The following is a 13614-nucleotide window of genomic DNA, read 5'->3' on the forward strand; positions in this document are numbered from 1 at the left end:
TTTCTTTTTGCCGAGGGTGTGGGTTAGAACGCACTGCCTAGCAAACTAAGCTCGTCTTGTTGCGGCTTTCCATTATGATTTAGCCATGAAAAAAATTATCTTTCTGCTGTGTTGCCTATGCCATGCTCAGGTATGGGCGGCTCATGCTTATTCGCTGGGCGATACCGCCAAATACCCCGCTAATTTCACCTCATTTGCCTACGCTGACCCAATGGCCAAACCAGGCGGCGAGTTGATTTTGCCCAACCCCGATCGGCGGACCAGCTTTGATTCATTCAACCCCTTTATCATCAAAGGTACACCCGCCGCAGGGTTGGGCGCACTGATGTTTGAATCGCTGGGCACAATGAGTCTGGATGAAACGGCGACGATGTATGGCCTCTTGGCCAGTGATATTGCCGTCGCGCCCGATGGCAAATCAGTGACGTTTACGCTGAATGCTAAGGCGCGCTTTAATAATGGCGATGTGGTGACGGCGCAAGACGTGAAGCACAGCTTTGACACGCTCAACAGCAAACTCGCAGCGCCGCAATACACCTCACAACTGGCTGATGTGGCAGGTGTCGATGTGCTCGATGCCAAAACCATCCGCTATCGCTTCAAAACCGCCAATCGCGAAATGCCGCAAATTGTCGGCAGCCTGCCGGTGTTTTCGCATAAGTGGGGTGGGGGCCAGCCGCTGGACAAGATTGCGCTGGAAAAACCCATCACCAGCGGCCCATACCGCATTGCCGATTACAAACTCGGCCGCAGCATCAGCTACCAGCGCCGCGCCGACTACTGGGGCAAGGATTTACCGACCCGGCTAGGCCAATATAATTTTGACCGCGTCACCTACCGCTACTATCAGGATGAAGTCGCCAAGCTCGAAGCCTTCAAAGCGGGGGAGTTTGATTTCATCACCGAATACAGCGCGCGCAACTGGGCGCGGCAGTATCAGGGGCCGAAATTTCGCCGTGGCGATATCCTCAAGCGCGAGCTGCGTCACCACAACAGCAGCGGCATGCAGGGCTATGTGCTCAATTTGCGTAAACCGCAATTTGCCGACATCCGGGTGCGGCAAGCCTTGGGGCTGGCGCTCGATTTTGAATGGCTCAATCGCCAATTGTTTTACAGCCAATACACACGGCTCAATAGCTTTTACGCCAATGGCGAGCTGGCCGCCAGCGGCAAACCGAGCGAGGCCGAGTTGGCACTGCTCAAACCCTTGGCTAAGGATTTACCGCCCGCGGTATTCGGCGAATTGCCCGCGCCACCTAATACGGATCGTTTACCCAATGGCGCCCCCGGCTCGCTGCGCGACAATCTGCGCCAAGCGCGCGAGTTGCTCAAACAAGCAGGTTGGACTTACCGCGACGGCGCGCTGCGCAACGCGAAGGGTGATGCGTTTACGTTTGAAATCCTCGACGATGGTGGCGCCATGGCGCGCGTTTTCCCGCCGCTCGCGCGCAATCTGGCCAAACTCGGCATCACCGCCAAGCTGCGCAATATCGATTTTGCGCTGTACCAGCGCCGGCTCGATAACTTTGATTTTGATGTAACGGTCTTGCGCTTCCCCGACGTGCAAAGCCCGGGGCAAGAGCTGCTCGATTATTACGGCAGCAAAGCGGCCGATGTAAAAGGCAGCAGCAATGTGATCGGCATTAAAAATCCCGCGATTGATGCGCTAATCAATCACGTGCTGGCTGCGCCGAACCGCACCGCCCAAATCACCGCCGTCCACGCCCTCGATCGCGCCTTGCTCGCCGGCTACTACATCATCCCGCATTGGTACAGCGCCACGCATCGCGTGGCGTGGCGGGATCGATTTGCAATGCCGAAAGTGATGCCGTTGTATTATCAGGCGGGGGATTGGATGCTGGCGACGTGGTGGGTGAAATAATGCCGGAAAAAACAAGTTCGCATGAACAAAGAGCAGAATGCACAACTGGTTTAGATATTTCAGCGGATAAGCTGGATACAGAAACTGAAGAATTTGATGATGTACTCGGGCAGTCACTTTTTTGGCTGGTCATCGTTACATTTTTATTTTCCTTGCTTTTCTTTGCTGGATTCTTGTTTGTGCTCATCCTGTATGGTGGCTTTGTAGTTAGTATCTTTTTTTCAATTATAGGTTTTGTTTTTTCATGGTATTTGCTTAAGTTTTTAAAAAATAAATTAATTGTTACTCGTCAGGCTGATCTAAAGTTAGGGCGAAAATGGAAGTTGATTGTTTTATTTGCTTATGCAAGTGTTGGATTATGGTTTGTTTATGACCAGTATTTTGTTACCTATCCTAGCTTTGTTTCGGTTGTGCATCAGGGGCGTGGGAAAGGAATAAAATTCATTTATCCATATTGCAACGTGAATCATAATATTACTTGGAAAGATGAAACCGATAGGCTGTCAATTAAAGGTAGATGGTCAAATGATGGTGCAGTATTTTCTTGCGTTTCTTCTGAAAATCAAGAACTCTCTGATGATGTTGTTATATCAAGTATAGAAATAAGTTCGAGGCCAGAAATTGCAATTGCTTATCCAAATGGAATGACGATGGCGGATCGTATCGCCACGCAAGATAGAATGAATTTTATTTATGAGAGCAATGGTGTAAAAGTTTATCGTACATCTACTGCAGGTAATAAAGAGGATCAAGAAGTTGCATTATTTCAGGCGGATGATGGGGAGTTGGTTGCGGTTAAGTATTTTATAAATTTGCCAGAAAGTAAAAATATTTATCGTAGATTCGATAAGGAGCGTGAGGTGGAATTCTTCCTGAGATCTTCCGGTGAAGATGTGAATTTTTATCGAGTTTTTGATAAAAATGCGATGAATTATTTGCGTTCTCTCGTACGGTAGGGGGCGACGTAGGTCGTAGTAGCCTGAGGTGCTTTCCTACAAAATGTGATGCTTTTAGTGGGATTGGCGGCTGCGCGCCGCGGCACTGACTTTCTTTGCTTCGCCAAAGAAAGTCAGCAAAGAAAGGCGACCCGGGCGAAAAGCGCTCCGCGCTGCCCTTGCCGCGTCGTGAGCCAAACGATAAAACTGTTTGTCTCCCTCCTCGCTGCGGTTTTCGCTACACGGGAATTCAAGCCAAAATTCAGTGTTGCGGAGTATACGTGCTGGGGTATGTCTTTGTGGTGCCTGATATTGTTGATTTTGATTGAGATACTCGTGACTTTGTGAGTGAAGTGTCTCTTTTGGCAGATTAATGATAGGACGCGATTAATATGCTGTATTTGCTGGGTTTTTTATTTTTATTCATTTTCTTTGTTGTGTACGGTTTTCCTTGCCTTGTTCGTTTAATGACTGAGCGTAAAGTTGCTAATTCCGATACAAATGTATCTCAGCAAGATGAAGGTAGTGCAATCAAGTCCACGATTGAAAATGCGTCTGAAACCAATGAGTTTTTGGTCTTTTTGTATTATTTGATTTGTTTAGCGTCGATTGGCTTAGGTTTGGTTTTGATGGCGCTAGCGTTTATTCTGGGGCTGTATGGTGGAGTAGTAGCTATCAGCCTGATCGGATTGCTGATTCTGAGTCCATATTGTTATTTGTCTTGGCGCTTTTTGGTGTGGCTACGGCTTCGTTGGATGGGGGCTTAGGTTGGATGAATTGAAGGTGTTATCCGATTGCTAGTGTGTAATTACGCTGGATTGGCGGCTGTGCGCCGCGGCACTTACCTTTCTTGAACGGCCAAGAAAGGTAAGCTAAAGAAGGCCGCCCCTCATCAAGTTTTGCTGCGCAAAATGCCCTCGCTGCGGACAATCGGCAAGGCGGCGGGCGTTAACAAAACAGAGCCCGCCGAATTCCCTTGCCGCTTTTTCCTCGCTCGGCTTGATGACAGGGGAAACCGCGCAGCCCAGCGATCGCGTGCTATACCTGCCGTAGTGTTGCTCTGAAGATTTTTTCTGGATTGGTTTTGGTGGATATACCCACGCATCAATTAGTACGGATTGCCCGTGGAGACGCGCCGTTCGGGAGGCGGTTGGCAAGGTTTTAAGCCGCAACCTGTTTGAGCTGCGCGACGCTAGCGCGCAGCGAGTTTTGCGGCGCCTTGCCAAGCGCTGGACGGGCGGGGTTTCGCGGCGATCGGGCACGCGAGGGTTGCAAGGGACGGAGCAAGACCCGTCCCTTGCTCGTCAGGCCGGCGAAACGGCCGGTTTATCGCCTGCGATAGCAGGCTTAGCTTTGGGTTGAAAAAATGTAATGCCTGATTGGTCGGACGCGTTTTGGGCATAGCCGACCTGCAAACTGGATTAGAAAATATGCTGCAATACATTCTCAAACGTCTGCTCCTCATGCTGCCCACGCTCTTTGGCGTGCTGCTGGTCAGCTTTATTGTCATCCAATTCGTCCCCGGTGGGCCGGTCGAGCAGATGGTGTATCAGCTCAAAGGCCGCGGGGCGGCTGAATCTGCGGGCAATACATCGGCAGGTACTTCGGGGGGCGCGTATCAGGCGGCGCGCGGTTTGAGTGAGGAGCAGCTCTCGCAGATCAAAACGCAATACGGTTTTGATAAACCGGCACCCGAGCGCTTCTGGTTGATGCTCAAAAGCTATGCGAGCTTTGATTTGGGCGAGAGCTGGTTTCGCCATGCGAGCGTGACGCAATTGATCCGCGAAAAGCTACCGGTGTCGATGAGCTTGGGGATTTCGAGCTTGCTGCTGACCTACTTGATCGCGGTGCCGCTCGGTGTGGCTAAGGCGGTGCGGCAGGGGTCGCGCTTTGATGCGGCGACGACTTTGCTGTTGATGATTGGCTATGCGATTCCGTCGTTTGTGCTTGGCGTGGTGCTGCTGGTGCTGTTTGGTGGGGGCTCGTTCTGGCAGGTTTTTCCGCTGCGCGGCTTGATGAGCGACGATTGGGAAATGCTCTCGATACTCGGTAAGGCGATGGATTTGCTGTGGCATCTGGCGCTACCGGTAACGGCGATGGTGGCGGGGGGCTTTGCCAGCTTGACGATGCTGACCAAAAATTCCTTCCTCGAAGAAATCCACAAACAATATGTCACCACTGCACGGGCAAAAGGCGCGTCGGAAAAACGCATTTTCTGGCGGCATATTTTGCGTAATGCCGCGCTACCCTTGGTGGTGGGGCTGCCCGAGGCGATTATTGCGGCGTTTTTTACCGGTAGCCTGCTGATCGAAACGCTGTTCTCGCTTGATGGGCTGGGCCTCTTGGCGTATGAGTCGGTGATTCGGCGCGATTATCCGGTGGTGTTGGGGACTTTGTATTTCTTTACGCTGCTGGGGCTGATTGGCAAATTATTGTCGGATTTGGGCTATGTGCTGCTGGATCCGCGCGTGCAATTTGGCGCGGTCGGGGAGAAATCATAATGGATGAGATGATCAAATCCCCCGGCTATTGGTCGCGCGCGTGGGCGCGGTTTAAGGCGCAGCGCCGAGCGTATGTGTGTCTGTGGCTGTTTGTGTTTTGCTTTGTGGCAAGTTTGGCGGCCGAGCTGATTTCGAACGACAAGCCCTACATCGTGCATTACCAAGGGCAGACGTATTTTCCGCTACTCAAAGATTACCCCGAAACGACGTTTGGCGGCGATTTCCCGACGCCGACCGATTACCTTGATCCGTTCATTCGCGCGCAATTGAGCACTGAGGGCAACTGGGCGATTTTTCCGCCCAATCGCTATGGCGCCAATACACTCAATTATTTCGCCAGCCAGCCCAACCCCGCGCCACCTTCGCGCGACAATTGGCTAGGGACGGATGACAAAGGCCGCGATTTACTGGCGCGGCTGCTGTATGGCTTTCGGACGAGTGCGCTGTTCGCGCTGGCGCTGACGATTACCGGCTCGCTGCTCGGGATGTTAATCGGCGGCGTGCAGGGCTATTTTGGCGGGCGCGTTGATTTATTTGGCCAGCGGCTAAGCGAAATCTGGGCGTCCTTACCCGAGCTGTATTTGCTGATTATTTTCACCGCGATTTTTGAGCCTAGTCTCAGTTTGCTGCTGATCTTGATGACGCTGTTTGGCTGGATGGGTTTGGCCGATTACACCCGCGCCGAGTTTTTGCGCAACCGCAATCAGGAATACGTGCTCGCTGCGCGCGCGATGGGGCTAAGCAACTGGCAAATCATCCGCCGCCACGTGCTGCCCAATAGCCTGACGCCGGTGCTGGCGTTTTTGCCGTTCCGAATGGGCGCGGCGATTTTGGCGCTGACCAGCTTGGATTTTCTCGGCCTCGGTGTTGGGCTGCAAACAGCGTCGCTGGGCGAATTGTTGGCGCAAGGCAAGGCCAATCTGGATGCATGGTGGATTTCGATCTCGACCTTTGCCGTCTTGCTGGGGCTGATGCTGATGCTGGTGCTGATTGGCGAAGGGTTGCGCAATGCGCTGGATCCGAGGGCGCACTAAGCTTGCCAAGCGCTACAGCAACTGAAGTTACTGTAGCGCTTGGTTTGATCAAGTCGCGCTATTAGGCTGCGCCAAATACATCCGGTCCGAAAGCTTCATAATGAATGTTTTGTGCCGGTACGCCTTGCGCCAGCAGCCATTGGCGTTGTGCCGCCATAAAGGCCAACGGGCCGCACAGGTAAAAGTCGGCTTGCGCATGCAGCGCGCCGAGTTGTGCCAAATCCATCCTGCCGGTAAACGCGGCGCAGTTGCGAGTGGGTTCATCCAGCCAGAGTGCCAGTTCGCCGTGCTCTAGTGCATCCATGGCTTCGATCACTTCCGGCCAATGTGCAATTGCCGCTGTGCTCTGGTTGGCATGGGCAAAAATGATTTTTCGCGGCGACTGCTCGGCCACCAACTGGTGCAGCATGGCCAATACCGGCGTAATGCCAATACCAGCGCTGAGTAGATACACAGGGCGCGCCTCCGCCTGCAGCACAAACTCCCCGGCGGGTGGGCCTACTCGCAGTTTATCGCCAATTTGCTTAGTGTCGTGCAGCAGATTGGACACATTGCCCGCCGGGCCTTGCTGCGGCTGCTCGCGTTTGACGGTGATGCGCCACACATCCTGCGCGGCATGCGACAGGCTGTATTGCCGGCATTGATTAAGCCCTAAAGCCGGAACATCAAGTTCCACGCTGATGTACTGCCCGGGGCGGAAAGGGCGTAGCGGGCTGGCATCGCTAGTGCGCAGGTAAATCGCCATCGCGCCGTCGCCAGCCTGCTGTTTGTCGACGATGGTCATTTCATCCCAATCTTGGCCTGCTTGCCACGCGAGTTCCTGATAAATGCGCGCTTCACGGGCGATGAGGTCAGTGGCCATCAGCCAATAGGCTTCGTCCCATGCTGACAGAATCTCATTGGTCGCCGCTTCGCCCAATACTTCGCCGATTGACGCAATCAGATGGCGGCCAACGATGGTGTATTGCGCCGGAGTGATTCCCAGACTAACGTGCTTGTGCGCAATGCGGTTCAAAATTGGCTCGGTAATTTCGGTACGACCCAAATTAGACGCGTAGCCATACACCGCGCCAGCCAAAGCTTGCGCTTGATCGCCCGACGCTTGATTACCCATATTGAATAGATTTTTTAATTCGGGTTGGTGTGTGAACATCCGCTGGTAAAAATGGCCAGTAATGGCCGCGCCGTGCTCTTTGACGACGGGTAAAGTGGCCTGAATCAGCGGTAAGGCGTCTTTTGATAGCATGGGTATCTTCCTTTTGGTGAATGGGTCGCCCGATCTGAGTCGGGTTGAATTTCTAAAACATGAATTAAAAATGAATCTATTTGGTCAAAAAAATCAGCCGGCCTGATAATTGCCCAGCGCATGATGTGCCGCCAGCCGGATCACATAGCCCAGCTTGAAAAAACCGGCCATCACAGGCAACAGTAGATGCGCCGCGACTTGCTCTCCCAAGCTGTATTGTTCCGGGTAGAGATACGCTACAGCCAGCGCGGTACCGGCACCAGCGAGTGAGAGCAGCATCATGCCCCGTCCCAGATTCAACACCACGGGGGCTGAAAAACGCAGCGGATGGCGGCCCGGTTTTGCGGATTCGGTCGCAAGCACTGCTAAGGCCATGTTAGTGCTGGCCTGATCAACCGCCTGACCTGCGGTTGCCATTTCACGATATTGCTGCAGTGGATGCTGCAGTGGATGAGTATTCAACATCTTCTGCTCCTTGCTCTAGGTTTGCGGGGCTGGCCACCTTGCAGCGCCCAATGTTGCTGCAAGGTGGCAAATACGCTGCGTTCTTCAAAACGCACATGCTGTTCAAGTAATTGACCAAACTGCGCCAGACTCTCCTGATCGCTGGCGTGCTGTTGCAGCTGTCGCAGCTGCCGATGTTCATCCAGCAGACGCTCGATCAATGCGGTTTCACCAAACTGCGCCAGTTGCTGCAACAGCGTGGATTCTTCTTCCTGAAAATGTCTCTCCAGTGCCGGCATGGCTTGCTCAAGTAGCGACATTTTCAGCTGTACCGTGCCCGCATCAGCTTGGCGTAGCTGTTTGGCGAGTTTCAATGCGGAGTAATGTTCACGCGATAAATCAATTAGTTGGGCATCCCGGCGCATTGTTCTTCCCCTGAAGCAATAGATTCATATTAAATGAATGTTATAAAAAGAGTCAAATTATATTCATCAATTACTGTGCAGGCTTTATACTGCCCACTTCGGCTCATTGAGGCGCAACAATGCACATCACCCAGCACACTGACTATGCCCTGCGGGTATTGATCTATCTGGCGGCCAATCAAGACCGCTTGGTGACCATACAGGAGATCGCCGAGCGTTTTCAGGTTTCCCGCAGCCACATGATGAAAGTGGTGAACCAGCTGATCCGGCATGGTTATCTGAGCGGCACGCGCGGCAAAGGTGGTGGTGTGCGGCTGGCGGCGCCACCCGCGCAAATCGGGATAGGCCAAGTCGTGCGGCATATGGAACACGATTTGGCGCTGGTGGAATGTTTTGGTAGTGCCAGCCAGTGTTTGCTCACCGGCAATTGCCGGCTGCGCGGCGTCTTGGGCAATGCGCTGAATGCGTTTTTGGCTAGTTTAGATCAAGTGACGCTGGCTGATTTGCTGACTCCGGCCGAGCAGGGAATTCTGTTTTTCCCGGCGCGATGATTCAGCTGAGCGATGCAGAACTGGCTAGCTCGGCGCAGGTCAGATTTACCTGCCGCGATGATGCCTATTTTCCTATGACAAACTCAATCCCTAGCTGAGTGTCGCGAGTTAACGGTGCTGGGGTCGCTTGTACGCTGAAATTAATTCATGGGGTATTTAGCGGTATGTATTTTTAATACTTGGCTGTAGCTCTATACGGTGCCAAGTATCTTGCGAATTGGCGTTGGGATGCCTGCAGTTAGTGCCTCTGAAACAGTAAACCACTTTGCAGCCGATTCCCGTGTGGCGATACCTGCCACGGCGTAGGCGGGTTGCGGCGTGATGGTGAGCCGGTAGTGCGTAAACACATGCACAAAGTCGGGTAGGGCGGGGTCGAGTTCGATTTTTAGCCCGAGTTTTTGCGCGGCGATGTCGCTGGCGACCAGCGTACTTTCCACCTCAGGCAAGCTCCACAGCCCACCCCAGATACCGCTCGGTGGGCGTTTTTCGAGCAGAATTTGCCCTGCGTCGTTGCGGATGATGAGCATCACCGTGGATTTCTCTGGCACGGTTTTTTTGGGTTTGGGCGTTGGTAATTCCGCTTGACGATTGCTCAAGCGGGCTTGGCAATCAGATGACATTGGGCAAGTCAGGCACGTTGGTTTTTTCGGCGTACAGACCGTCGCGCCCAAATCCATCAGCCCTTGTGTGTAGGCTTCGATCCCTGCCACTGGGAGGAGGGAATTGGCCAAATCCCACAGCTTATTTTCGACGGCTTTGACGCCCGGATAGCCCTCAATGCTGGCCCAACGCGTCAAAACCCGTTTGACATTGCCATCCAGGATGGCCGCACGTGTGCCGTAGGAAAATGCCGTAATTGCCGCCGCTGTGCTGCGCCCAATTCCCGGTAATTCGGCCACTAAGCTCGGATCGCTCGGAAATTGCCCTGCGTATTGCGCCACAACGGCTTGCGCACATTTGTGCAGGTTACGTGCGCGGGTGTAGTAGCCCAGACCGCTCCACAGCGCGAGCACATCGTCGAGCGGCGCAGCGGCTAAGTCGAATATCGTGGGAAATTTGGCCAGAAATCGCGGGTAATAATCGAGTACCGTCGTGACCTGCGTCTGCTGTAGCATGATTTCAGACAACCAGACTTTATAAGCGTCGGCCACTTGCCATGGCAGGCCATGTCGGCCGTGCTCGCGCTGCCAGGCGATCAATCGGGCGGAAAAATCGCTCATTTCTTTTTCGCTGGAGGGGGCGTGGTTTTGGCGCTGGATTTGGCCGAAGAATTGGCTGCTGCTTTACGCTGAGCGGCTGCTTTTTTCTCGGCGGCGGCCGCTTTGGCTTTTTCTTGGGCTTGTTGCGCTTCTTGTTCGGCTTTTTGCTTGTGGACGATCTGCTCTTTTAAGCTGGCGTAGTCGGCTTTGTATTCGGGTGCATTGAGCGGACCAGTAAAACTAATAGGCAAGACCAAGCCTTTTAGACCCGATAATTCGGGGACATCAGGGTTGGCGCTGGCCTTCATCATGTAATTGAGCTGGCCTGCACCCAGATCGATTTGCCCGCCGCCAGTGAGCTTGAGAATACCTGCCCTGACATTCAGATCGTTATTGCTGGCCAGACCGTGTTTGAGCAACCAAGTGGCTTGCAATTCAGAGAACTGGGTGCGGGCGTCTTTGACGCTAAATGGCGCGGTTTCGCCATTCATGAGTTTGATTTGCTGGCTGGCGGTGCGCAGTAGCAAAGGAATATCAATGCCACGAATCGCGCCTTGCTTGAGGCGGATTTTAATATTGCCACCCGCTGTTTTGGATAAATCGCTGAGTTTGTTGCCGACTGCGGCAACGTCCAGTGTAAGATCACTGCGGCCTTCAAAGCGGCTATTGTCGATGGTATCGGTGAGCAAGGTGTTGATATTCATATTGCTCAGCGTTTGTTCGAGGCGGAAATAGGCAGGCTTTTTACCGGCATCAATTTCGGCGCGGCCATTTAATCGACCTTCGTACAGCGTGGCCGAAAGTGGATCGAGCACGAGGCGCTTATTGCTGGCCAATAGGGTAAAGGCCAGATCGTCGACGTGCAGATTTTGCAGCACCAGCTCACCGATTTTGACCGAGCCGAGGGCTTTGAGTTTTTCCAGCCACCAAAAATCGAAAGCAGCATTGTGGTTGACCGTTTTAGCGCCCTTGGCGACCACAGGCAAATAGGGGGTGAGGTCGAGTTTGGCTAGATCGATATTGACGCGAAATTGCGGATCTAGGAAGTTTTCCAAATTGATTTGCGAGCTAAGATGCTCGCCATCCAGTGTGCCGACGCTATCGAGGCTGAGATTTTCATCGCGCATATCCAAGTCGCCTCGACCGCTAAGGGCAAGGCGGATTGCGCCACGGGGCAGGTTGATATTGGTATAGCTGCCCGTCAGTGTGTAGGACGGTAGCCGCGCCAAATGGCCGCGATAGAGCTCAAGTGGGCTAACGAGCTGAACAGACAGATCTTGCTCAGGGCTTTTATAGCGTACATTGATTTGCGCTGAGTCGGTCCGCAAAAAGCCGCGCTGGCCACCGCCCATGGTCGGGATATTGGTGGTGGCGTTAAATTCACTTTGCTGGTCTTTCATGCCGATTTTGAGTTTGAGGCGGTGTAGCCCCAGCGCGCTCTCGGTCAGGCTGATATCGGGGACATCCAGCGTGGCATTCCAATGCTGTCCCGCCCGCACTGCGCTGGTGGTGATTTTCATATCGCCGCCAGCCAGACGCAGCGGCTGCCAGCTATAGTTCAGATTGCCAGTCGCTTGCAGGTGCGCTTCGCTGAGTTTGAGTTTTTCGTCGCTTTGACCACGCTGGGTCACATCAAACACAATATCAGCTACACGCAAAGTACGCTCTTTTTCCAGATAGCGCATGGCTGCGGTACCCACCACTTGGCCCTGCCAACTTGCGCCAGCTTTATTCTCGCCCAGCGTAATTTGGCCGTCGACTTTTAAGCGGCCATCTTTGGGGTCGGTCAGCTGATCGAGCGTGAGATCAAGATTGGAAAGACTTACCTCGCCGCCAAGAAAATCATCCTGCCAGTTTAAATGAGCCTGATTAAAACTCAGTTTGTCCAAGGCAAACTCGGTCGTGTCGCTATGTGGGCGCAGTAAATCTTCAAAATTATATGTGCCGTTTTCGTGGCGAACGATATTGAGCTCGGGCTGATCAATCTCGATGGCATGCACCACCGGTTTACCCGTTGTGATCAATGGCCACAAGCGAAACACCACTTTGACCCGATCTGCATGGGCAAAAACAGTACGTGCATTGGGCTCGGTGAGCGTGGTATTGCTGATCAGAATGGCGGGGCGGGGCAAGAGCACCATATGAGCGCTGCCGCTGATGGTCATCGTGCGCTGCGTATCGGCCTGCACCTGATTAATAATTTGCTCGCGTAATACGTCAAACGATAGGAAATACGGCAGCACGCCCAAGAGGGCGGTCAGCGAAATTGCCAGCAAAATTAAAATCCGTAGGGGACGGGAGTGTCGCCAATCCATATAAAAACAATCGTTTTGTCGCGCGAATCGACCGATTATCCATAAGAAAGCACTTAAACAAAAGCCTGTTGTGAAAAATGTCGATTCATTTTGTTTCGCATTTACTGTTCTTATCGCCAAATCGCTTTATGATTCGAGTTAGTTTATGGAGATAATCTCGTATGGCGCATCACACCGTAATTAAAGTTCGTGGTTATCATCTTGATTTATATGGCCATGTGAATAACGCGCGCTATCTCGAGTTTTTGGAAGAGGCCCGCTGGGGTTTGCTCGAAGACCGCACCGGCCTGGCCTGGTTTGCTGAGCGTCAGCTGGCGCTGGTGATTAGCCGCATCGACATTCGCTACAAGCGCCCTGCCACAATGGGCGATGTATTAATCATTGAAACCGAGCTGACCGAGCTACGTGAACGCGACGCCATTATTACGCAAAAAGTAGTCCGCCAAGATAATGGCAAATTGGTCGCGCAAGCGGAGGTGACTTTTGCGGTTATTCACCCCGATCAAGCGGGGGCTTTGCCAATCACCGGTGAACTGGCCGAACGCTTTGCCCCCATGATGAACTCACACACAGATACTCCGTCCACATGCTGAAACGACTTTTATTGATTATTTTGGCGGCTATTTTGGCCGCATGCTCGGCGATTCCAGCTAAATTTGAAGCGCCGCAAGTCAATCTGGCGGGGATTTCCGTCGCTAAACTGGGCGTGTTCGAGCAGCAGTTTGTCCTCAGCTTGCGCGTGAGCAACCCGAATGATTTTGATATTCCCATCAATGGGCTGACGGTGAATCTGGACGTGAATAATCAGCCTTTTGCCCAAGGTGTGAGCAATGAAAAAATCACCTTGCCGCGCTTGGGTGAAAAAATCGTCAAATTGAATGTGACGACGAGCTTGAGCAATGTCTGGAAGCAAGTGCAAAAGCTACAAAAAGGCGATGCGGCCTTGGCGTATAAAGTGTACGGCAAAGTGTATGCGCCTTTAGTGCCGACCGGATTTTCGTTTGAGCGCAAAGGCGAGTTGAACGGCTTGGGCGATTTTGCAGTTAAATCGGCTGATAAAATTTGATGGGTATTGGCCTGGG

At 52.8% G+C, this 13614-nt stretch carries 13 protein-coding genes; 8 read left to right on the forward strand and 5 right to left on the reverse strand.

Features of this window, described 5'->3' with window-relative positions:
- Positions 1-85 precede the first annotated feature (85 nt).
- The 5 genes from HQ393_RS01980 to HQ393_RS02000 all read left to right on the forward strand — a co-directional run bounded on the left by HQ393_RS01980 (position 86) and on the right by HQ393_RS02000 (position 6352).
- Positions 86-1882 carry an extracellular solute-binding protein gene (locus tag HQ393_RS01980; RefSeq protein WP_179357198.1) on the forward strand — a complete coding sequence of 599 codons (1797 nt, stop codon included), beginning with the start codon at positions 86-88 and terminating at the stop codon, positions 1880-1882.
- Positions 1852-2838 (forward strand): hypothetical protein, encoded by a 987-nt coding sequence (locus HQ393_RS01985; protein WP_179357199.1) that lies wholly within the window; start codon positions 1852-1854, stop codon positions 2836-2838. The genes HQ393_RS01980 and HQ393_RS01985 overlap by 31 nt, the downstream gene beginning before the upstream one ends.
- Before the next feature lie 446 nt (positions 2839-3284).
- On the forward strand, positions 3285-3584 hold the full coding sequence (locus HQ393_RS01990) for a hypothetical protein (protein WP_179357200.1): 300 nt from the start codon (positions 3285-3287) through the stop codon (positions 3582-3584).
- Between the two features lie 663 nt (positions 3585-4247).
- Entirely contained in the window at positions 4248-5318 is a 1071-nt protein-coding gene (locus HQ393_RS01995) for an ABC transporter permease subunit (protein WP_179357201.1), read from the forward strand.
- Positions 5319-5326: 8 nt separating this feature from the next.
- Positions 5327-6352, forward strand: coding sequence for an ABC transporter permease (locus tag HQ393_RS02000; protein ID WP_218871356.1), 1026 nt, complete (start codon positions 5327-5329; stop codon positions 6350-6352).
- Between the two features lie 61 nt (positions 6353-6413).
- On the opposite strand, the gene HQ393_RS02005 is transcribed toward HQ393_RS02000, so the two are convergent.
- The 3 genes from HQ393_RS02005 to HQ393_RS02015 form a co-directional block, all read right to left on the reverse strand.
- Positions 6414-7598: a globin domain-containing protein gene (locus HQ393_RS02005; protein WP_179357203.1), complete on the reverse strand. Its 1185-nt coding sequence runs from the start codon at positions 7596-7598 to the stop codon at positions 6414-6416.
- A gap of 93 nt (positions 7599-7691) precedes the next feature.
- Positions 7692-8063, reverse strand: a complete 372-nt coding sequence (locus HQ393_RS17500; protein ID WP_218871269.1) for a hypothetical protein — start codon at positions 8061-8063, stop codon at positions 7692-7694.
- Entirely contained in the window at positions 8057-8467 is a 411-nt protein-coding gene (locus HQ393_RS02015) for a hemerythrin domain-containing protein (RefSeq protein ID WP_179357204.1), read from the reverse strand. Before HQ393_RS02015 ends, HQ393_RS17500 begins: the two co-directional genes overlap by 7 nt.
- Before the next feature lie 119 nt (positions 8468-8586).
- Between HQ393_RS02015 and HQ393_RS02020 the strand changes: the two genes are divergently transcribed.
- Positions 8587-9018 carry an RrF2 family transcriptional regulator gene (locus HQ393_RS02020; RefSeq protein ID WP_179357205.1) on the forward strand — a complete coding sequence of 144 codons (432 nt, stop codon included), beginning with the start codon at positions 8587-8589 and terminating at the stop codon, positions 9016-9018.
- Positions 9019-9209: 191 nt separating this feature from the next.
- Here HQ393_RS02020 and mutY read toward each other — a convergent pair whose 3' ends face one another.
- A complete protein-coding gene (gene mutY / locus HQ393_RS02025) occupies positions 9210-10238 on the reverse strand; it encodes an A/G-specific adenine glycosylase (RefSeq protein WP_179357206.1) in 1029 nt (342 codons plus the stop codon).
- Positions 10235-12532, reverse strand: coding sequence for an AsmA family protein (locus tag HQ393_RS02030; RefSeq protein WP_281361478.1), 2298 nt, complete (start codon positions 12530-12532; stop codon positions 10235-10237). Before HQ393_RS02030 ends, mutY begins: the two co-directional genes overlap by 4 nt.
- 161 nt (positions 12533-12693) lie before the next feature.
- Here HQ393_RS02030 and HQ393_RS02035 point away from each other — a divergent pair, with 161 nt between their 5' ends.
- Both HQ393_RS02035 and HQ393_RS02040 read left to right on the forward strand, forming a co-directional pair.
- Positions 12694-13125, forward strand: a complete 432-nt coding sequence (locus HQ393_RS02035; protein ID WP_179357208.1) for an acyl-CoA thioesterase — start codon at positions 12694-12696, stop codon at positions 13123-13125.
- On the forward strand, positions 13119-13598 hold the full coding sequence (locus tag HQ393_RS02040) for an LEA/WHy family protein (RefSeq protein ID WP_179357209.1): 480 nt from the start codon (positions 13119-13121) through the stop codon (positions 13596-13598). The genes HQ393_RS02035 and HQ393_RS02040 overlap by 7 nt, the downstream gene beginning before the upstream one ends.
- Positions 13599-13614 lie beyond the last annotated feature (16 nt).

This window comes from Chitinibacter bivalviorum (assembly GCF_013403565.1).
Lineage (GTDB): Bacteria > Pseudomonadota > Gammaproteobacteria > Burkholderiales > Chitinibacteraceae > Chitinibacter > Chitinibacter bivalviorum.